Raw genomic sequence first — 20,135 nt, 5'->3', positions numbered from 1 at the left:
CACTCCACTCAGGCTATCGCCGCCGGGGCAGGCTCGGTGGGCGACTCGACCTGTGTGTCGAGTTCGCGCCCGGCCGTCTCCGGCAAGAGAAGCGCCGCCACGATCACGAGGCAATAGGCGCAGGCCGCCACGACGCCGATGGCGACGCCCAGCGTCAGCGACGCGCTGAGAAAACCGACGAGGGCGGGGCAGACGGCGCCGGTCGCCCGGCCGAAATTGTAGCAGAACCCCTGCGCCGAGCCGCGCACCCGGCTCGGGAACAGCTCGCTGAGGAAGGCGCCCATGCCGGAGAACACGCCGGAGAGGAAGAAGCCCAGTGGGAAGCCGAGGAACAGCATCGCCGTGTCGGTGATCGGGATCAGCGTGTAGCCGAGCACGAGAACGCCCGCGCAGAAGCCGAACAGGATGAAGCCCTTGCGGCGGCCGATCCGGTCGGAAAGATAGGCGCTCGTCAGGTAGCCGAGGAACGAGCCGAAGATCAGCATCAGCAGGTAGCCGCTGGTGTTGAGCACCGAGAGGTTGCGCTCGGTCTTCAGGTAGGTCGGCAGCCAGGTGGTGACGGCGTAGTATCCGCCCTGCATCCCCGTCGCGAGGAGGCTCGCCAGGGCCGTGCGGCCGATGAGGTCGCGGGAGAATATGTCGAGGAAGTTGCCGCCGTCGCCGACGATGCGCATCTCCGCGCGGGTCTGCCGGTAGACCTCCGGGTCCTCGATGTTGCGGCGGATCCAGAAGATCAGGATCGAGGGCGCGGCCCCGAGCCAGAACAGGATGCGCCAGGCCTGGGCCGGCTCGGCCACGGCGAAGACCGCCCAGAAGGCGATGGCCGCGCAGGCCCAGCCGACCGCCCAGCTCGATTGCACGAGCCCGACCGCCTTGCCCCGGTAGCGGGCCTGGATCGTCTCGGCAATCAGCACCGAACCCACCGACCATTCCCCGCCGAAGCCGAAGCCCTGGAGGGCGCGGGTGACGAGCAATTGCTCGTAGGAGTGGGTGAAGCCGGAGAGCACCGTGAAGACGGTGAACCACGCGACGGTGGCCTGGAGGATCACCACCCGGCCGTAGCGATCCGCGAGGATACCGGCGGCCCATCCGCCGATGGCCGAGGTGACGAGCGCGGCGGTGGCGATGTTGCCCGCCTCGACCTTGGTGAGCCCCCACACCAGGGTAAGCGTCGGGATGAGGAAGGTATAGACCATGTAATCGAAGGCATCGACGCCGTATCCGGCGAAGGCCGCCCCCAACACCCGGCGCTCCGGCGGGCTCGTGTCTTTCAACCACATGGTCTGGCTCCCTCAGGATGGATCGGTGGTCAGGTCATTCTTCAAATGGGACATTTGTCTCCGCCGTCATTGCGAGCGAAGTGAAGCAATCCAGGGCAGCGGGACGCTTCAGGACGTGGCGGTTCCCTGGATTGCTTCGCTCCGCTCGCAATGACGGGCTGGGGCCAGCGATGGCGCCCTAGCGGTACGGCAGGTCCCGGTTGAGCAGGTCGGTGATCAGCATGAAGCCGGGGGAATGGGTGATGCAGAGGGGCAGGCGCGCGGCCATCGCCACCGCCTGGGGCGTCACCCCGCAGGCCCAGAAGACCGGGATCTCGTCGGGCGAGATGGCGACCGGGTCGCCGAAATCGGGCTTGCCGATGTCGCGGATGCCGATCAGGCTCGGGTCTCCGAGATGGACCGGCGCGCCGTGGACCGCGGGCACACGGGACGTCACCTGCACCGCCTTGATCGCGTCGGCGGCCTTCATCGGCCGCATCGAGACCACCAGCGGACCGTGGAACGGCCCGGCCGGCACCGTCGGCATCGATGTCCGGTACATGGCGACGTTGCGCCCTTCCGCGACGTGGCGGAGGGGGATGCCCGCCTCGATCAGCGCCGCCTCGAAGGAGAAGGAGCAGCCGAGCACGAAGGTCACGAGGTCATCGCGCCAGTAGGGCGTCAGGTCCGGGACCTCCGCGACCAGCGCGCCGTGCTCGTAGACCCGGTAGCCCGGCACATCGGTGGCGATGTCGAGGTCGGTGCCGAGGGCGGGCAGGTCGCGGGCGCCCGGCTGCGAGACGCCGATCACCGGGCAGGGCTTCGGGTTCTGCTGGCAGAAGCGCTGGAAATCCGGGGCGAGCGCCGCCGGCAGGATCATGAGGTTGCCCTGGACGTGGGCCGGGGCGAGGCCGGAGGTGTGGCCGCGCCATTCACCGTGGCGGATGGCCCGGCGGGCGGCGCGCGCATCGTCGAAGGCCATGGCCGCACGGGGGGCGTCGGGTTGCGCGATCACCGGCATGTCTCCCTGTCGGGCGGTCGATTTGCCGCCTTATGAGACACGATCCCACCCTGCCGCTTTGCGCGCCAATCGTCATTGCGAATGGCGGGCGATAACCCGGCCTTATCGGGCGGCGGCCCAATCCCGCGCGACCTCTTCCGCGATGCGGGCGGCATCGGCCACGAAATGCCCCTCGGGGCGCTTGGCGTGGGTGGCGGTGAAGGTGAGGTCCGAAAGCGCCTGCTCGGTCGGCAGGACGCGCAGGGCGCCGGAGGCCAGCTCGTCCCGGACGATGGCCGGCGGGATCACGCAGATGCCAAGCCGCTCCACGCCCATCTTCACGATGGTGGCGAGCGACGCGCTGGTGTGGATCTGGCTCGGCAGGAGGTTCGCCTTCAGCACGAGGTCGCGCAACTCCACGTAGGGGCTGGTGTTGCGGGGATAGGTGACGAGGGGGTGGCGCATCAGCGCCCCGAGGCTCAGGGGCTCCGCGTCCGGCACGAGGCCGGGGGCCGCGATCCAGGCGACCGGCACCGCGAAGAGCGGGCGGTTCACGAGGCTCGGTACGGTGATCGGGCCGACGAGGAAGGCGAGGTCGAGTTCGTTGGCGACCAGGGCCGCCTGCATGTTCGGCGAGATGTCGACGGTGATGTCGACGCTGATGCCCGGATGCACCGCCCGCATCCGCTCGATGAAGCGCGACAGCCAGAGATGGACGACGGTCTCGGAGACGCCGAGGCGCAGGGTGCCCGTGGTGCGGCCGGTCTCGTCGAGGGCCGAGGCCATCTCGGCTTGCAGGGCGAGGAAGCGTTCCGCGAAACCGAGCAGCACGCGGCCCCGCTCGGTGAGCGCCACATCGCGGCTGCGGCGTTCGAACAGGGTGCCGAACTCGTGCTCCAGGGCGGCGATGCGCTGCGAGACGGCGGGCTGAGTCGTGTTCACCTGCTCGCTCGCCCGGCGGAAGCTGGAGAGCGTGGCGACCCAGTAAAACACTTCCAGGCTGCGGAAATCCGCCATCGCGCGACCGTCCGGCACCGTCACCGGGACCTATGCAGGTCTTGGGCCCCGGTGACGGATGGGTCTCACTTGATCTGGATGCTGTCCACCACCTGCCGGAAGGCGGCGAGCACGCCGTCCCGCTGGTCCTCGCGCACCACGCCCACGGCGCGCAGATAGCCATCCGGGTTGAATCGGATCGTCTGAGCCACCACCACCTGCTTGTTGGTGGGCATGTCGGTCGCCCGCGCCACGATCTCGTGCCAATCGACCCCGTTCGAGCGATAGCTCTGGGCGCGCTCGATCACGAAGTCCTTCATCGTCTGGTTGGCGTAGAGGGCCGCGCGGGCGAAGGCGTCGCGCTGCTCGGCGGTCGGCGGGGGCTGCACGGCCTGGGCGATCACCAGGATCGGCTGTTCCAGGTTCTGCATCTGGTCCTTGGGACCCTTGGTCAGCAGGACCGAATTGCCCGCCAGCACGCGAACCGGCCGGAAGCCCGCTGGGTCGGCGATGCGGAAGGGCAGCGCATCGACCTGTTGCGTCAGCGAGAGGGGCGCGCGAACCGTGATGTCGGTGACGAGCTTGCGCATCGTCTCCTCGGTCTCGGCCTCCGGCGTCGCCTGGGCGATGATCAGGCCGGTTACGCTCGGCGTGCCGATGACGGTGATCCATTTGCGGATCGCCGGGCCGGGATTGGCCGGGTCGCTCGGCTGCTCGCCGACGTAGAGCATCGCCTCGTTGTCACCGACCTTGATCGGCTCCTTCTTGGAGACGGCGAAGCCCTGGTTGAGCAGGTTCGAATCGGTGAAGCCGCTGACGAGTTCCGGGAAGGCGTTCGGCGGCAATTCCACCACGGAGACGGTGGCGCCTCCCCCCTCCCGCTCGAAGCCGGAGAAGCGTTTGGACAGCACCATGTCCGAGGGCGGCTCGAAGCCGAAGCGGGAGCCCGCCGGAAAGACCCTGTCCGCCGCCGAGGCCGGCATGAGCCCGGCGGCCATGACGAGCGCCGCGAGAGGCCACCTGAGATCGCGCAACGGCATGAAACTCAACGCTCTCCACCTGCCGTCCAATGGCGGACGGACAGGAACGATGGGTCCGACGCGGCGTGCCCGGAGTCAAGCGACCGATTCCGGTTCCGGCGGTTCACGTTACCGCATGGCTCGGCCTCACCCGCCGGAGGGTGAGGTTGCAGCGCCCGCCGGGCGGGAGGAAGCCGGCGAGGAGGTCCTGCGCCAGCAGGCCGGGCTCCCGGTAGATCCGGTCGATCCCGTGGAAGATCAGGCGGGACGGGCCGCCGATCACCACCGCGTCGCCGGGCATCAGGCGCACCGAGCGGGTTGGGTCGGTGCGGGCGAGGCCGCCGTAGCGGAACAGGGCCGGCGCGCCGAGCGACAGGGACAGGACGGGCGCGTCGAAATCCTCTTCGTCCCGGTCCTGATGCAGGCCCATGCGAGCCTCCGGGCCATAGAGGTTGATGAGGCAGGCCTCCGGCGGCGCCTCGTAGCGCGACAGGCTTTCCCAGGCCGCGAGCGCGGTGGGCGGGATCGGCGGCCAAGGCTCGTCCGTCTCGGGGTGGTGGGGCTGATAGCGGTAGCCGCGCTCGTCCGACACCCAGCCGAGCGGCCCGGCATTGCCCATGCGCACGGAGAACGGCTTGCCCGTTCGCGGCATCCGGGGCGTGAAGGGCGGCGCGGTCGCCAGCACCGCGGCGACTTCCCCGGCCAGCCGCGTCCGGGCCGCCTCATCGAGGAAGCCCGGACAGTGGATCAGGCCGGGGCGGAGTTCGACGCTCACGCGTCGTCGATGTCGCGTTCCAGGACGGACTTCGAGGCCACCGTCGTGTCGCCTTTGAGGCGGTAGACCAGCGGCACGCCGGTGGCGATCTCCAGGCCGGCGATGGTCGCCGGGCCGAGATGGTCGAGCACCATCACCAGGGCGCGCAGGGAGTTGCCGTGGGCGGCGACGAGCACCCGCTGCCCGTCCATGACGCGGGGCAGGATGGTCTCGATGTAGTAGGGCAGCACGCGGGCGGCGGTGTCCTTCAGGCTTTCGCCGCCGGGGGGCGCCACGTCGTAGGAACGGCGCCAGGTATGCACCTGCTCCGCGCCCCACTTGGCGCGGGCGTCGTCCTTGTTGAGGCCGGAGAGATCGCCGTAATCGCGCTCGTTGAGGGCCTGCGAGCGGAGCACCTCGATGTTCGAAAGGCCCATTTCCTCGAGCATCAGGGCACAGGTGCGCTGGGCCCGGCCGAGATTCGAGGTGAAGGCGACGTCGAAGCCGTAGCCCTCGCCCTTCAGCCAGCGCCCGGCCTTCACGGCCTCTTCGACGCCACGCTCGGTGAGACCGGGGTCGCGCCAGCCCGTGAACAGGTTCTTGAGGTTCCACTCGCTCTGGCCGTGGCGAGCGAGGACGAGCAGGCGCTCCATAATAAGGTCTCTTCGGTCTCGTGTCGGCGGCGGGGTGCCGCTGTCGCCCGGGCTCGTATCAGGCCCGGGCCGGAGCCCAAAGGGTGGTGATCCGCTTGCGGTTATAAAAGAGCGTGGCCGTTCACAGGTCGAGAACATCCGCCATCGAATACAGGCCCGGCGGCTTCGGCTGGGCCCAGAGCGCCGCCTTCACCGCCCCGTTGGCGAACAGGCCCCGGTCGGCGGCGTGGTGGCTGATGGTCAAGGTCTCGCCGGCGCCCGCGAAGAGCACGCTGTGGTCGCCCACGACCGAACCACCGCGCAGGGTCGCGAAGCCGATATCGCCGGGCTTGCGCGCGCCGGTATGACCGTCGCGGGTGGAGACGCGCACGGAAGGAAGGTCGACGCCCCTCCCCTCGGCGGCGGCCTCGCCCAGCAGGAGCGCCGTGCCGGAGGGGGCGTCCACCTTCATCCGGTGGTGCATCTCCAGGATCTCGATGTCGAACTCGGCCCCGAGCGTCTCCGCGACCTTGCGGACCAGGGCGGCCATCAGGTTCACGCCGAGGGACATGTTGCCCGAGCGCACGATCCGCGCGTGATACGAGGCCGCCTTCAGCTTGGCGAGGTCGTCCTCCGACAGGCCGGTCGTGCCCACGATGTGGACGATCCGCGCCTGCGCCGCGAGTTCGGCGAAATGCACCGTCGCGGCCGGTGTGGTGAAGTCGAGCACGCCATCGGCGGCGGCGAAGGCCCGCAGCGGATCGTCCGTCACCGGAACGCCCATCGCCGGCAAGCCCGCCAGGGTGCCGGCATCCTGCCCCAGGGCGGCCGAGCCCTCGCGCTCGATGGCGGCCGCGAGGCTGCACCCCGCGGCCTGCGCCACCGCGCGCACCAGCATCCGCCCCATGCGCCCGTCGGCGCCCACCACGACGAGCCGCATCGTCAACCTGTCCGTCTAGTGCATCGATCCAGACGAAGGCGTCAGCCGTGACTGGAAAAATTGATGCAAAAACAAGGAGCTAGTGCGGAGACGCATGAACGGAGTGAGTGCGTCACTGCACTAGAAGTGTGCCGTGGGTTCCGCCCGGAGGCGGAACCCGTTCGCGCGGAGGAAGCCCAGAGGCCTCACTCCTTCTCGGGCGCGATCTGCTCCAGGCCGCCGATGTGCTTCTGCGCGTAGAGCGGCAGGCCGACCTGCTTGATGAGCTCCAGCTGGGTCTCGAGGAAGTCGATATGGCCTTCCTCGTCCTCGGCCAGATCCTCGAACAGGCGCTTCGACACGCGGTCGTTGATCGAGTCGCAGTACTTGGCGGCTTCGAGGTAGAGCGAGCGCGCCTCGTTCTCGGCGGCGAGATCGCTGTGCAGGATCTCCTCGACGTTCTGGCCGATCCGCAGCGGATCCAGTTCCTGCAGGTTCGGGAAACCGTCGAGGAACAAAATCCGATCGATGAACCGATCGGCGTGGTTCATCTCCTCGATGGATTCCTTCCGCCAGAACTTCGCCAGCTCGACGTAGCCCCAGTCATTGAGCATGCGGAAATGCAGCCAATACTGGCTCACCGCGGTCAATTCGCTGCGCAAGCCGCGATTGAGATACTCGATGACCTTGGTGTCGCCCTTCATCCCCGTACTCCCCGAGCAAATCCCCGGAGGACGACGCGCCCTATCAGGCGCCGGCCCGCTCCTCCGTTCTCTGGACCTTCACCAGAGTACAGGCGCTAGCGCAAGCGGTCGTGCAGGCATGGGCGGGTTCCGCGGCGGGGATGTCCTCACCGAGCGCGCTGCGCATGATCTCGCGGATCGTGCGCGCGCAACGCCCGCATTTCGGGCTGCAACCCAGGCACGCATAGACCTGCGCGGGGGTGCGGGGACAGCCGGGTCCGGCGCCGAGGCAATCGCGGACGGCGCCGTCCGACAGGACGTTGCAGGAGCAGACGATCATGCGATCGTGGTTTCCATGTTCCGGTCGTGCGCCAGTTTGGAATTCTTAAAAACTACAGGAGTTTCAAGCTCTTAGCGCGAGAGGGAGATGGCAGCGCGCGCCCGTTTGGTCAAGCGCCACTCAATCACGCGTCGTTGATTTTGTGCCTCGCGGTTCCGTGCGAAGTTGCATCGCACAGCCGAATGACGTTGCGGTGTCAGCTCTTGTGGTCCCGTCACCAACACATGTTCTGGCAGGTTTGCCGACCATTGTGCCCCATCGGCTTCTGGCGTTACCTGTGGTAGATTCAACTGAAAGTTGTAACGGTCGCACGTGACCCGGACCGATGAGAGATTGCGACGGTTCGCCGAGCTGAAGGCCGAGAACGCGCGGCTCCGTGAGGCCTTGCTGTCCCTCGGACTCGGCAGCGATGGCGGCGAACCGGTCCTCGCCTTGCCGGATGGCGACCGGCCGGAGCCGCGCGTCGAGCGGGCGCTCACCGCCGCCCTCTGGGAAAGCCAGGCGGCCCTGGCCCGCAGCGAGGAACGGCTGAGCCTCGCCTCCGCCGCCTCCGGTTTCCTGGCGTGGTGGGATTGGGACATCCCGGGCGACCGTTTCTATACCAGCGATTCCTTCGCCCGCCTGTCGGGGATGGAGCCGGGATCGGCGCCCTCCGCCGCCTTTCTCGACGGCATTCACCCCGACGACCGGGAATGGGTCCGGGCGCGGATCGCCCAGGGCATGGCCGACGGCGGCGACTTCGCCGAGGATTACCGCCTGTGCCTGCCGGACGGCACGGTCCGCTGGGTCCATGCGCGCGGGCGTTTCACCCGCGACCTGTCGGGCAGCCCGGAACGCTTCGTGGGCGTCGCCCTCGACATCACCGAGCGCAAGGCGACCGACCTGCGCAAGGATGCCCTGCTGGCGCTCGGCGATGCCCTGCGCGACATCGACGATGTCGAGGCCATGGCGCGCGCGGCGGCGCGGATCATGGCCGGGGCGCTCGGCGCCATCCGGGCCGGCTACGGCACGGTCGATCCCCTCCGCGAGACGGTGCACATGATGCCGGGCTGGCACGCGCCCGGTGCCATCGAGATCGCCGGCCGTTACGCCTTCCGCGATTACGGCAGCTACATCGACGACCTGAAGCGCGGCGATGTGGTGATCATCGCCGATTGTCTTACCGATGAGCGGGCGCTCGCGGGCGCGCTGCTCTCCCTCGGCATCCGCGTGTTGATCAACGTTCCGATCCTGGTCAGGGGCCGGCTGACCGCCCTGGTCTTCGTCCATTTCGATCGCCCGCATTCCGTCTCCGACAAGGAGATCATGTTCATGCGCAACGTGGCCGACCGAACCCAGGCTGCGGTCGCCCGTGTGCAGGCCGAAGACGAACGCCGGATCCTCACCAACGAGCTGTCGCACCGGCTGAAGAACACCCTCACCCTGGTGCAGTCGATCGCCAGCCAGACCCTGCGCAACGCGCCCGACGTCGAGACCGCGCGGGATGCCCTGTCGCTTCGGCTGATCGCGTTGGGGAAGGCGCACGACATTCTCCTCGCCGGCCGGCGGGACGGGGCCGATGTGGCGGAGGTGGTGCGCGGCTCCCTGGGCCTCCACGCAGACGGGCCGGAGCGATTCCGCCTCGACGGGCCATCGCTGAACATCGGACCGGGCGCCGCCCTGTCGCTGGCGCTGATCCTCCACGAGCTCGCGACCAACGCCGCCAAATACGGCGCCCTCAGCGCCGAGACGGGCCAGGTCACGGTGGAATGGACGGCGGACGACGCGGTGCTACGGCTGTCCTGGCGGGAAGCCGGCGGCCCCGCCGTGGCGCCGCCCAAGCGCAAGGGTTTCGGCACGCGGCTGATCGAGCGGGGGCTGGCCGGGGGCGAGGTCCACACCGCGTTCGATGCGGCCGGATTGTCCTGCGTGCTGACGACTGCGCTCAGCGAACTCGGCGTGACGGACTGAGGACCGAAGTCGCTCCGCGCCACGTCTTGCCGACAGGCCCGGGCTCAGGGGCGTTACGGCAAGGTGGCCCATGGTTTCCGCAGGCGCCAGTGCAGTGAGCGAATGGCTTGCCGCCGCCACTTCACAGTCGCAGCGATGCATTGTTGCGGGAACAGCAATAAACAATCCAAAATTGGCGTTGGACAGCCATAGTGAGCTGCGCCACCGATGGTTCCGAACGAAGGCCTGCCGCCGCTTGATGGGGTGAGACGGGCCTCGACATCGGAGGAACGTCATGGCTTCGGCAGGGCAAGCCCAGAAAAAGACCAATGCCCGGTACGTGATCCTGGCACTGATCTTCCTCGCCACCACCTTCAATTACGTCGACCGCGCCACGCTCTCGGTGGCCGCTCCGGCGATGCGCGCCGAGTTCGGCTTCGACGCGATCACGATGGGCCTCGCCTTCTCGGCCTTCGGCTGGGCCTACACGGCGATGCAGATCCCCGGCGGCTGGGTGCTCGACAAGTACGGCGCCCGGCTCGTCTACGGCATCGGCCTGATCCTGTGGTCGGCCTTCACGATGATGCAGGGCCTCGTCCACGCCGTCTCGTTCACCTTCCTCGCGCTCTTCGCCCTGCGCTTCCTGATGGGCATCGCCGAATCACCCGCCTTCCCGGCCAACAGCCGCCTGACGGTGATGTGGTTTCCGACCAAGGAACGGGCCTTCGCCACCTCGATCTTCCAATCGGCCCAGTATTTCGCGCTGGCCGTCTTCACCCCGATCATGACATGGATCCTGCACAGCCATAGCTGGCAGGCGATCTTCTATTGGGCCGGCGGTGTCGGCATCGTGCTCGGCGTCGTGTGGCTGCTCTACGTCCACGAGCCGCGCCACCACCGGGGCGTGAACCAGGGCGAACTCGACTATATCGAGGCCGGCGGCGGCCTGCCGAACATGGGCGACAAGCGCGACCGCATCCGCTGGTCCGAAGTGAAGGCGCTCGTCAGCAACCGCATGATGGTCGGCATCTATATCGGCCAGTTCTGCCTCACCACGATCACGTGGTTCTTCCTGACGTGGTTCCCGACCTACCTGCTCGAGGCGCGGGGCATGTCGATCCTGAAGGTCGGCCTCGTGGCGGCGATCCCGGCGATCTGCGGCTTCCTCGGCGGGCTGGCGGGCGGCCTGTGGTCGGATTGGATGCTCCGGCGCGGCTTCAGCCTCACGATGGCGCGCAAGCTGCCGATCATCGTCGGCCTGCTGTTCTCCTCGATGATCGTGCTCGCCAACTACGTCCAGTCCGACGTGTTCGTGATCGTGGTGATGAGCGTCGCCTTCTTCGCCAAGGGCATCGGCAACCTCGGCTGGTGCATCGTCGGCGACGTCTCGCCCAAGCAGATCATGGGCGTCAGCGGCGGCATCTTCAATCTGTGCGGCAACCTCGCCAGCATCGTCACGCCGCTCGCCATCGGCATCATCGTCAAGGAGATGGGCTCCTTCGATCTCGCCCTCGTCTACATCGGCGTGGTCGCGCTGATCGGCGCCCTCTCCTACCTCGTCATCGTCGGGCCGCTGAACCGCCTCGAGATCCGCAGCGACGAGCGCAGCCCGGATCCGGCGTCCGCCCTGCCGCGCGACGTCGGCGCCGCCCGGGCCTGAGCGCCGCATTCCCACCCCTCTGGAGGACATCATGGCTCAGGACACAGTCACCGGCATCCGCCTGCGCTCGGTCTACCTGCCGCTCAACACGCCGATCAGCGACGCCAAGGTGCTGACCGGCCGGCAGAAGCCGATGACCGAGATCGCGATCCTGTTCTGTGAGGTCGAGACGAGCGAGGGCCATCGCGGCCTTGGTATCAGCTACTCGAAGCGGGCCGGTGGGCCGGGACAGTTCGCCCATGCCCGCGAGATCGCCCCCGCGCTCCTCGGGGAGGACCCGAGCGACATCGCCAAGGCCTGGGACAAGCTCGCCTGGGCCGGCGCCTCGGTCGGCCGAAGTGGCCTCGCCGTCCAGGCGATCGGCGCGTTCGACGTGGCGCTCTGGGACCTGAAGGCGAAGCGCGCCGGGCTGTCGCTCGCCAAGCTCCTCGGGGCGCAGCGCGACAGCGTGCGCTGCTACAACACCTCCGGCGGCTTCCTGCACACCCCGCTGGAAGAGCTTCTGGTGAACACCGACCGCTCCCGGGAGAAGGGCATCGGCGGCATCAAGCTGAAGGTCGGGCAGCCGGATTGGGCGCTCGACATCAAGCGCGTCTCCCGTGTCCGCGAACATCTCGGTGACGCCTTCCCGCTGATGGTCGACGCCAACCAGCAATGGGACCGGCCGACCGCCATGCGGATGGGCCGCATCTTCGAGCGGTTCAACCTGATCTGGATCGAGGAGCCGCTGGATTGCTACGACGCGGCTGGTCACGCGGCGCTCGCCGCCGCCCTCGATACCCCGATCGCCACCGGCGAGATGCTGACGAGCGTGTCGGAGCACTGGGACTTCATCCGTCAGAACGGCGCCGACTTCCTGATGCCGGACGCTCCCCGAGTCGGCGGCATCACCCCCTACCTGAAGGTGGCGACGCTCGCCGAATTCGCCGGCATGACCATCGCCCCGCACTTCTCGATGGAGCTGCACACCCACCTCGCCGCCGCGATGCAGCGGGAGCCGTGGGTGGAGCATTTCGAGTGGCTTGAGCCGCTGTTCAACGAGCGCCTGGAACTGAAGGACGGGCGGATGCTCGTGCCGACCCGCCCCGGCCTCGGCATCAGCCTCAGCGAGCAGGCCCTGGCCTGGACGCGGGAGACGAGCGGGTTCGGCAGCCTCGGCTAGCCTCCTTCGACGGCTCGCCGCTACTTGGCCAGCTCGCGCAACCCGAGGCGGATCAGGACCTTGGCCTCCGCGCCCTCGCCCGCGTTCTTCAGCACGGCGGCGATGGCGGCCGAGGCCTGGGCCTGCTGGTAGCCCAGGTTGACGAGGGCCGAGATCGCGTCGCTCACCGGCTGGGGCGCGGTGCCCTCCTCCACCGCGCCCGACAGGGCGACGAGGGCGGGGTCCACGGGGGCGAAGGCCGGCGCCTTGTCCTTCAGCTCCGCGACGAGGCGGGCGGCGAGGCGCGGCCCGACGCCGGGCGCGCGGGCTACGGCCCCCTTGTCGTTGGTGGCGATGGCGCTGGCCAGGGCCGGCGGTTCCAATACGGAGAGGACGCCGAGGGCCACCTTGGCGCCGACGCCCTGCACGGTCTGGAGAAGCCGGAACCATTCCCGCTCAACATCCGAGCGGAAGCCGTAGAGGCGGATCATGTCCTCGCGCACGAACGTCTCGATGGAGAGGGAGGTCGCCTCTCCCACCGCCGGCAGGCGCTGCAGCGTGCGCGCCGAGCAATGCACCACGTAGCCTACCCCCTGCACGTCGAGGATCACGAAATCCTCGCCGTAGGAATCGACCACGCCCTTCAGCTTGCCGATCATGCCCTGCCCATCCGTCCGATCCCGGGGGGATAGAGCACGGCGGGCGAAAGGGGAACGGACGCGCCGAACCTTGAGTGACGGACGGCTTCGTGGAAAGAGCCCGTCCAGACCGCACCGACCGACGAGCCCAGATGCGCGCCACCGCCCTCGCCTTCGCGGCCCTTCTTCTCCACGCGACCGGAGGCCTTGCGCAGGAGCAGGCCGCCGACCCGACCCAGGACCCGAACCAAGTCCGGGCGGGTGCCTACGTGCTCGATCCCGACCACGGCAAGATCACCTGGTCTGTGAGCCATCTCGGCTACTCGACCTATTACGGCCAGTTCACCGGGGTGAGCGCGCGGCTCAACCTCGACCCGAAGGCGCTGGCCAAGAGCCGGCTCACCGCCACGGTGCCCCTAAGCGGCGTGCTGACCGGCAGCCAGCACCTCGACCAGCACCTCGCCGGGCCGGATTTCTTCGACACACAGAAATTCCCCGAGGCCACGTTCGCCGGTACCGGCGTCGAGCCGACGAGCCCGACGACGGCCCGGATCACCGGCACCCTCACCCTGCACGGCGTGACGAAGCCCGTCTCGTTCGATGCCACCTTCACCCAGGCCGGCACCAACCCGGTCGACCGCCGTTACACGGTGGGTTTCGAGGGGCGCGCGGTCGTCAAGCGCTCCGATTTCGGGGTGAACGCCTACCTGCCCATGGTCGGGGACGAGGTGACTCTGCGCCTCGCGGGCGAGTTCAAGGCGGCGCCGTGATGAGACGATCGGCTCCCCTCGTCCTGTTGCTATCCCTGAGCGCGGCGGGGGCTTCCGCCGCCGAGCAGCCGGCGCCGCTCAACCCCCTCGACGCCTATGCCGAGGCGGCGGCGACCACGATTCTCGCCGAGCAGAATTGCCCCGGCACGCATCTGCGGGCGGGCCGGTTGACGACGTTGCGGCTCGCCGCCAAGGTCGTGCCGGCGCAGGAGGCGGCCCTCGAAGCCAAGCTCCGCAGCCGGGCCTCGGAGCTGCGCCAGCGCCTCGCGGCGGACGGGCGGGCCGCCTGGTGCGACGCGGCTTTCGACGCCTTCGGGCCGCAGGGGAGCGTGGCCAAGGACGTGCTCACGCGTTGAGTTCGGATTGACAGGACGCCACCGCGCGCTCTAGAGAGCCCGCAGCACGCGCGGCCTCCTGCAGGTTTTCGCGCGTCTTCGCGTTGTCCGGCTCGGCCCGGCCAATGACTCAAACAAGAAGCCGGTCCAGGGCCGCCGCAAGGCTCCCGGAGGCCGTTCGAGAGCACGAGAGAACGATGTTCGCAGTCATCAAGACGGGCGGTAAGCAGTACCGCGTCGCCGCTAACGACACCATTACCATCGCCACCCTTCCGGGCGAGGCCGGCGAGGCCGTGACCTTCGGTGAGGTCCTCCTGTTCGCCGACGGCGCCGGTGCCACCCAGGTCGGCGCGCCGACCCTGTCGGGCATCAACGTCACGGGCGAGATCGTCCGTCACGGCCGGGACAAGAAGGTCATCGCCTTCAAGAAGCGCCGCCGCCAGAACTCGCGCCGCAAGCGCGGCCACCGCCAGGACCACACCGTGGTCCGCATCACCGGCATTTCCGCGTGATCGAGCGCGGGCTCTTCTGAGCCTGCGATCCGCGCGACCCCTCAGACAGATTCGGAGTTCGAGAGATGGCACACAAGAAGGCAGGCGGCTCGTCCCGCAACGGCCGCGATTCGGAAGGCCGGCGCCTCGGCGTCAAGAAGTTCGGTTCGGAATCCGTGATTCCGGGCAACATTATCGTGCGCCAGCGCGGCACCAAGTGGCACCCCGGCGCCAATGTCGGCATGGGCAAGGATCACACCCTGTTCGCGCTGAAACCCGGCACCGTCGAGTTCCAGACGCGCCGCGGGCGCGCCTTCGTAGCAGTGGTGCCGCTGGCCGAGGCCGCGGAGTAACAGGCGGGCGCCCGAAAGGCGAAGCGAGCGTCCCGCGACGGTGTCCCACACCGGACCGGAGACGTGAGCCGCCCTTCATCGGGAGGGGTCTGACGGAACACCGGGGAGGATGGGACACCATCCTCCCCTTCGTCGTCTCTGGGCGCCGCCATCCCGAGGGGAGCGGTGCCGGTGAGGGCGCCATGTTCCCAGATCTGTTCCACGACGACGTCTTCCGGATCGAGACCCGCCGCCTGTGGCTGCGCTGGCCGACCGCCCGCGACGCCGAAACCATCCACCGTCTCGCCGGCGACCCGGCGGTGGCGGAGATGACGGCCCGCATCCCCCTGCCCTTCGAGCGGGCGGACGCCGAGGCGTTCGTCGTCGCGAGCCGTTCGGGCAACGCCGCCGGTACGGGGCTGACCCTGGCGCTCGCCGAGCGGGCCCGTCCCGCCCGGCCCATCGGGGTGATCGCCATCACCCCCGACGGCGAGGGTGGCGGCGCCCATCTCGGCTACTGGCTCGGGCAACCCTATTGGGGGGCTGGACTGATGGGCGAGGCGACGGCCGCGCTGGTCCATGCGTGGTTCGCCTGGACCGATGCCGAAAGCCTCGGCTCCTCGGTGCGGATCGGCAACGCGGCATCGCGGCGGGTGCTAGAGCGGGCCGGCTTCATCCCGACCGGCCGGGGCCTGCTGCATTGCCCGGCCCGTGGGGGCGATGTCGAGGTCGAGCACTTCCGGCTGGACCGGACGCGCTGGCTCGGCGAATCTCGCACGCTCCTCGCTGCGGAGTGAACGTGGAACTCCGCTCCTGCCGAAGGAATGAGTCCTTCGGCAATCTCTGACCTGACACGAGACGGTCCCGTGAAATTTCTCGACGAAGCCAAGGTCTATATCCGCTCCGGCGACGGCGGCCCGGGCTGCGTGTCGTTCCGGCGCGAGAAGTTCATCGAGTTCGGCGGCCCGAACGGTGGTGACGGCGGCCGGGGCGGCGACGTCTGGATCGAGTGCGTCCAGGGTCTCAACACCCTGATCGACTACCGCTACCAGCAGCACTTCAAGGCCAAGAAGGGCGAGCACGGCATGGGCTCGAACTGCCACGGGGCGGCCGGGTCCGACGTCGTGCTGAAGGTGCCCGCCGGGACGCAGGTCCTGGCCGAGGACGGCGAAACCCTGATCGCCGACATGACCGAAATCGGGCAACGTGTCCGCCTCGCCAAGGGCGGCAACGGCGGCTTCGGCAACGCCTATTTCACCACCTCCACAAACCGCGCGCCGAAGCACGCCAATCCCGGCCTGGAAGGCCAGGAGATGTGGATCTGGCTGCGCCTGAAGCTTATCGCGGATGCCGGGCTCGTGGGCCTGCCGAATGCCGGCAAGTCGACCTTCCTCGCCAGCGTGACGGCGGCCAAGCCCAAGATCGCCGACTACCCGTTCACGACGCTGCATCCCGGCCTCGGCGTGGTGCGCAACGATCAGCGCGAGTTCGTGCTGGCCGACATTCCCGGCCTGATCGAGGGCGCCCACGAGGGGGTCGGCCTCGGCGACAAGTTCCTCGCGCATGTGGAGCGCTGCCGGGTTCTGCTGCACCTCGTGGACGGCACCAGCGAGCATGCCGGCAAGGCCTACAAGCTGGTGCGCGGCGAGATCGAGGCCTACGGCCACGGCCTCGCGGACAAGCCGGAGATCGTCGCCCTGTCGAAGGTCGACGCCCTCGACCCGGAGACGCTCAAGAGCCAGACCGCCAAGCTGAAGCGCGCGGCCGGCAAGGCGCCGCTGGTACTGTCCTCCGCGAGCCGCAAGGGCGTGCCCGAGGCGCTGCGCGCGTTGCAGGACGCCATCGAGACGGGCCGCGCGGAGGAGGCGCCGGTTGCCGCGGAGTGGCAGCCGTGAGTGACATCAGGGACAAGCTGGGATAATTATCTTGATCGTGAGTCGCGAGGTTTGGGGTGATGACCGAGTCTCTGATCGTGGAACGCGAGGACGCCCTTTCTCTCGCCCGTGAGTTGGCCGACCGGCGGGGCATGTCGGTCGACGAGGCGGTGGTCGAGTCGCTACGCGGCACCCTCGCCCGCACCGAGCCGCCCTCGCGCGAGCCGCCGAAGCCGGTTCCGATTGTGCCCTACGAGCAAATGACGCCTGAACAGCAAGCCCGGTATGATCGACTGACTGCTCTGGTCGAAGCGGCCGCGCCTTTCCGGGTGCCGGGAGCGACGTCCGATCACAGTGACATGTACGACGAATACGGGTTGCCGATCTGAGTACTTAAGGTGATCGCTCTCGATTCATCGGCGGTTGTGGCCATCATTCTCGATGAACCGGAGGCGCCGAAGCTGAAGGTCATCGTCTCGCAACGGCATTGCGTGATCGGGGCGCCGACGCTCTGCGAAACGAGGATGGCACTCGACCGCCGTCTGCCGGGACGCGCGTGGCAGACGCTGGAGCGATTTGTGGCGGACGAGGGGATTGAAGTCGTCGCCTTCGATGATGCAATGGCCGTGACCGGGATCGACGCCTTCAACCGCTACGGCAAGGGCCGGGGCCACCCCGCGCAACTGAACTTCGGCGATTGCCTCTCCTACGCGGTCGCCAGGAGCCGGAACCTGCCCCTGCTCTTCAAGGGCGATGACTTCGCCCGCACGGATCTCGTGCCGGCCTACGATCCGGCGCTGTAGGCGCTGTTCAAAGGCGCCGTCTTCGGCCACATCTCGTCCGCGCTTTCGTAGACGAGTCCCATGATCCCCGCCCTCGATACCTTCCGCCGCGTCGTCATCAAGGTCGGGTCGGCCCTGCTGGTCGATCGTGCCCGTGGCCGCTTGCGTCATGCGTGGCTCGCGGCCCTGGCCGAGGATATCGCCGATCTGCATGCGCGTGGCGTCGACGTACTCGTCGTATCCTCGGGCAGCATCGCCCTCGGGCGCACGGTTCTCGGCCTGCCGCCGGGGGCGCTGCGGCTGGAGGAGAGCCAGGGCGCGGCCTCCGTCGGACAGATCGCCCTCGCCCGCCACTGGGCGGAAGCGCTCGGTCATCACGGCATCATCGCCGGCCAGATCCTCGTGACCCCGCAGGACACGGAGGAGCGCCGCCGCTACCTCAACGCCCGCTCGACGGTCCTGAAGCTGCTCGAACTGCGCGCGGTGCCGGTGGTCAACGAGAACGACACCGTGGCCACCGCCGAGATCCGCTACGGCGACAATGATCGCCTCGCCGCCCGCGTCGCCACGATGATCGACGCCGACGTGCTGGTGCTGTTCTCCGACATCGACGGGCTCTACACGGCGCCGCCGAACACGGATCCCACGGCGCGGCACCTGCCGCTGGTGGAGCGCATCACGCCGGAGATCGAGGCCATGGCCGGCGGCCCGGCCTCGGAGCTGTCGCGGGGTGGCATGCGCACCAAGGTCGAAGCGGCCAAGATCGCCGTGTCCGGCGGCACGCATCTCGTCATCGCGGACGGGCGGGCCAAGAACCCGCTGAAGGCTGTGCAGAATGGCGCGCGCTGCACGTGGTTCCTCTCGGGCTCGACGCCGAACGCCGCGCGTAAGACCTGGATCGCCGGCTCCCTCGAACCGCGGGGAAGCCTCACCATCGACGAGGGCGCGGCGAAGGCGCTGGCGGGCGGCGCGAGCCTGCTGCCGGTGGGTGTCCGCGCGGTCGAGGGCAATTTCTCACGGGGCGATGCGGTGCTGATCCGCGACGCCGAGGGACGGGCTATCGGGCGCGGCCTCGTCGGCTACGACAGCGGAGAGGCCGCGCTCATCATCGGCCATCCGAGCGCGCGGATCGCCGAACTGCTGAATTACCCGGGCCGCGCCTGGATGGTACACCGGGACGATCTCGCCTTGTTCTAGCGCACGTGGCGGCCCTTGTCGGGCCTCGCCGCGATGTGCCAAGACGACGGCCCCCTCAGCCCCGGAAGCCGGAGGCATCGCCGTGGCCGTCCTGAATCTCAGATCCGATTTCGCGGGCGCGGATTCGCTGCCGGAGCAGATGGCCGCCATCGGGCGCCGGGCGCGGCAGGCGGCGCGCAAGATGGCGCTGGCCTCGGCCCAGACCAAGGACATCGCCCTCCAGCGCATCGCCGAGCGCCTGCGCGCCGACCGGGACGCGATCCTGCGCGAGAACGAGCGCGACGTCGCCGCCGCCCACGAGGCCGGGCAGAGCGCGGCGCTGATCGACCGGCTGAAGCTCGACGGCCGGCGGCTCGACTCCATCGCCGAGGCGGTGGAGAAGGTGGGCGCGCTGGCCGATCCGGTCGGGCGGCAGCTCGCGGCCATCGAGCGCCCGAACGGGCTGCTGATCGAGCGCGTCGCCGTGCCCCTCGGCGTCATCGGCGTGATCTTCGAGAGCCGGCCCAACGTCACCGCCGATGCCGGCGCCCTGTGCCTCAAGGCCGGCAACGCCGCGATCCTGCGCGCGGGCTCGGACAGCTTCCGCACCTCCCAGGCCATCGCCCGCGCCATGAGCCAGGGCCTCGCGGATGCCGGGCTGCCGGCCGACGCGATCCAGATCGTCCCCACCCGCGACCGGGCGGCGGTGGGTCTGATGCTCGCGGGCCTCGACGGCTGCGTCGACGTCATCGTCCCGCGCGGCGGCCGCAGTCTCGTGGAGCGGGTCCAGGCCGAGGCCAAGGTGCCGGTCTTCGCCCATCTCGATGGCATCAACCACGTCTATGTCGACCGCGCCGCCGATCTCGACATGGCGCGCACGGTGCTGCTCAACAGTAAGATGCGCCGGGTCAGCGTATGCGGCGCCGCCGAGACGCTGCTCGTGGACCGGGCCTGCGCCGACACGCACCTCAAGCCCCTCGTCACGGCCCTGCTGGAGGCCGGCTGCGCCGTGCGCGGCGACGCGGCGACCCGCGCCGTCGATCCGCGCGTGACCGAGGCGAGCGAGGCCGATTGGGGCACCGAATACCTCGACGCGGTGATCGCCGCGCGGGTGGTCGACGGGCTCGACGAGGCCATCGCGCATATCGAGCGCTACGGCTCGCACCACACTGACGCGATCATCACCGAGGACGAGGAGGCGGCCCGCCGCTTTCTCGCGGAGGTCGACTCGGCCATCGTCACCCACAACGCCTCGACGCAATTCGCCGATGGCGGCGAGTTCGGCTTCGGCTCGGAGATCGGCATAGCCACCGGGCGGATGCATGCGCGCGGGCCGGTGGGCGTCGAGCAACTCACCACCTTCAAGTACCGGGTCCACGGTCGCGGCCAGACGCGCCCGTGATCC

The 20,135-nt window shown here is 69.0% G+C and carries 23 protein-coding genes; 13 read left to right on the top strand and 10 right to left on the bottom strand.

Annotation, left to right across the window (positions count from 1 at the left end):
- Positions 1-8: 8 nt before the first annotated feature.
- The 9 genes from ACS5Q7_RS00450 to ACS5Q7_RS00410 form a co-directional block, all read right to left on the bottom strand.
- Positions 9-1,280: an MFS transporter gene (locus ACS5Q7_RS00450; RefSeq protein ID WP_478337471.1), complete on the bottom strand. Its 1,272-nt coding sequence runs from the start codon at positions 1,278-1,280 to the stop codon at positions 9-11.
- 178 nt (positions 1,281-1,458) lie between these two features.
- Positions 1,459-2,280, bottom strand: a complete 822-nt coding sequence (locus tag ACS5Q7_RS00445) for a putative hydro-lyase (RefSeq protein WP_478337470.1) — start codon at positions 2,278-2,280, stop codon at positions 1,459-1,461.
- 102 nt (positions 2,281-2,382) lie between these two features.
- Positions 2,383-3,276 (bottom strand): LysR family transcriptional regulator, encoded by an 894-nt coding sequence (locus ACS5Q7_RS00440; protein ID WP_478337469.1) that lies wholly within the window; start codon positions 3,274-3,276, stop codon positions 2,383-2,385.
- A gap of 65 nt (positions 3,277-3,341) precedes the next feature.
- Complete coding sequence (locus ACS5Q7_RS00435; RefSeq protein WP_478337468.1) at positions 3,342-4,295, bottom strand: hypothetical protein; 954 nt, start codon at positions 4,293-4,295, stop codon at positions 3,342-3,344.
- A gap of 103 nt (positions 4,296-4,398) precedes the next feature.
- Positions 4,399-5,049, bottom strand: coding sequence for an alpha-ketoglutarate-dependent dioxygenase AlkB family protein (locus ACS5Q7_RS00430; RefSeq protein WP_478337467.1), 651 nt, complete (start codon positions 5,047-5,049; stop codon positions 4,399-4,401).
- Positions 5,046-5,681: a 2,3-bisphosphoglycerate-dependent phosphoglycerate mutase gene (locus ACS5Q7_RS00425; protein WP_478337466.1), complete on the bottom strand. Its 636-nt coding sequence runs from the start codon at positions 5,679-5,681 to the stop codon at positions 5,046-5,048. The genes ACS5Q7_RS00430 and ACS5Q7_RS00425 overlap by 4 nt, the downstream gene beginning before the upstream one ends.
- 121 nt (positions 5,682-5,802) lie before the next feature.
- The gene (dapB, locus tag ACS5Q7_RS00420; protein ID WP_478337465.1) at positions 5,803-6,600 is read right to left on the bottom strand and encodes a 4-hydroxy-tetrahydrodipicolinate reductase; all 798 of its coding nucleotides are present in this window, start codon (positions 6,598-6,600) and stop codon (positions 5,803-5,805) included.
- Between the two features lie 185 nt (positions 6,601-6,785).
- Positions 6,786-7,283, bottom strand: coding sequence for a bacterioferritin (gene bfr / locus ACS5Q7_RS00415; protein ID WP_243953321.1), 498 nt, complete (start codon positions 7,281-7,283; stop codon positions 6,786-6,788).
- Positions 7,284-7,326: 43 nt separating this feature from the next.
- Positions 7,327-7,602 carry a (2Fe-2S)-binding protein gene (locus ACS5Q7_RS00410; protein WP_478337464.1) on the bottom strand — a complete coding sequence of 92 codons (276 nt, stop codon included), beginning with the start codon at positions 7,600-7,602 and terminating at the stop codon, positions 7,327-7,329.
- A 333-nt stretch (positions 7,603-7,935) separates the two neighbouring features.
- Between ACS5Q7_RS00410 and ACS5Q7_RS00405 the strand changes: the two genes are divergently transcribed.
- From ACS5Q7_RS00405 to ACS5Q7_RS00395, 3 genes are all read left to right on the top strand, one after another.
- Positions 7,936-9,552, top strand: coding sequence for a sensor histidine kinase (locus tag ACS5Q7_RS00405; RefSeq protein WP_478337463.1), 1,617 nt, complete (start codon positions 7,936-7,938; stop codon positions 9,550-9,552).
- Between the two features lie 274 nt (positions 9,553-9,826).
- Positions 9,827-11,191 (top strand): MFS transporter, encoded by a 1,365-nt coding sequence (locus ACS5Q7_RS00400; RefSeq protein ID WP_478337462.1) that lies wholly within the window; start codon positions 9,827-9,829, stop codon positions 11,189-11,191.
- Between the two features lie 31 nt (positions 11,192-11,222).
- Positions 11,223-12,353, top strand: coding sequence for an L-talarate/galactarate dehydratase (locus tag ACS5Q7_RS00395; RefSeq protein ID WP_478337461.1), 1,131 nt, complete (start codon positions 11,223-11,225; stop codon positions 12,351-12,353).
- Positions 12,354-12,373: 20 nt separating this feature from the next.
- On the opposite strand, the gene ruvA is transcribed toward ACS5Q7_RS00395, so the two are convergent.
- Entirely contained in the window at positions 12,374-12,991 is a 618-nt protein-coding gene (ruvA, locus tag ACS5Q7_RS00390) for a Holliday junction branch migration protein RuvA (protein ID WP_478337460.1), read from the bottom strand.
- Between the two features lie 131 nt (positions 12,992-13,122).
- Between ruvA and ACS5Q7_RS00385 the strand changes: the two genes are divergently transcribed.
- The 10 genes from ACS5Q7_RS00385 (at position 13,123) to ACS5Q7_RS00340 (ending at position 20,132) form a co-directional block, all read left to right on the top strand.
- Complete coding sequence (locus tag ACS5Q7_RS00385) at positions 13,123-13,740, top strand: YceI family protein (RefSeq protein ID WP_478337459.1); 618 nt, start codon at positions 13,123-13,125, stop codon at positions 13,738-13,740.
- Positions 13,740-14,096: a hypothetical protein gene (locus tag ACS5Q7_RS00380; protein ID WP_478337458.1), complete on the top strand. Its 357-nt coding sequence runs from the start codon at positions 13,740-13,742 to the stop codon at positions 14,094-14,096. Before ACS5Q7_RS00385 ends, ACS5Q7_RS00380 begins: the two co-directional genes overlap by 1 nt.
- A gap of 176 nt (positions 14,097-14,272) precedes the next feature.
- Entirely contained in the window at positions 14,273-14,587 is a 315-nt protein-coding gene (gene rplU, locus ACS5Q7_RS00375) for a 50S ribosomal protein L21 (RefSeq protein ID WP_243953315.1), read from the top strand.
- Between the two features lie 65 nt (positions 14,588-14,652).
- Entirely contained in the window at positions 14,653-14,919 is a 267-nt protein-coding gene (rpmA, locus tag ACS5Q7_RS00370) for a 50S ribosomal protein L27 (protein ID WP_243953314.1), read from the top strand.
- 182 nt (positions 14,920-15,101) lie between these two features.
- Entirely contained in the window at positions 15,102-15,695 is a 594-nt protein-coding gene (locus ACS5Q7_RS00365) for a GNAT family N-acetyltransferase (protein ID WP_478337457.1), read from the top strand.
- A gap of 69 nt (positions 15,696-15,764) precedes the next feature.
- On the top strand, positions 15,765-16,793 hold the full coding sequence (gene obgE / locus ACS5Q7_RS00360) for a GTPase ObgE (RefSeq protein ID WP_478337456.1): 1,029 nt from the start codon (positions 15,765-15,767) through the stop codon (positions 16,791-16,793).
- Positions 16,794-16,852: 59 nt separating this feature from the next.
- The gene (locus tag ACS5Q7_RS00355) at positions 16,853-17,161 is read left to right on the top strand and encodes a hypothetical protein (RefSeq protein ID WP_478337455.1); all 309 of its coding nucleotides are present in this window, start codon (positions 16,853-16,855) and stop codon (positions 17,159-17,161) included.
- A gap of 9 nt (positions 17,162-17,170) precedes the next feature.
- Entirely contained in the window at positions 17,171-17,575 is a 405-nt protein-coding gene (locus tag ACS5Q7_RS00350) for a type II toxin-antitoxin system VapC family toxin (RefSeq protein ID WP_478337454.1), read from the top strand.
- A gap of 60 nt (positions 17,576-17,635) precedes the next feature.
- Positions 17,636-18,751 carry a glutamate 5-kinase gene (gene proB / locus ACS5Q7_RS00345; RefSeq protein ID WP_478337453.1) on the top strand — a complete coding sequence of 372 codons (1,116 nt, stop codon included), beginning with the start codon at positions 17,636-17,638 and terminating at the stop codon, positions 18,749-18,751.
- Between the two features lie 82 nt (positions 18,752-18,833).
- Positions 18,834-20,132 (top strand): glutamate-5-semialdehyde dehydrogenase, encoded by a 1,299-nt coding sequence (locus ACS5Q7_RS00340; RefSeq protein ID WP_478337452.1) that lies wholly within the window; start codon positions 18,834-18,836, stop codon positions 20,130-20,132.
- The last annotated feature ends 3 nt before the right edge of the window (positions 20,133-20,135 follow it).

Source organism: Methylobacterium sp. Gmos3 (genome assembly GCF_056430985.1).
The sequence above is the reverse complement of the archived record's forward strand: the minus strand, read 5'-3'. Positions and strand labels throughout refer to the sequence as shown.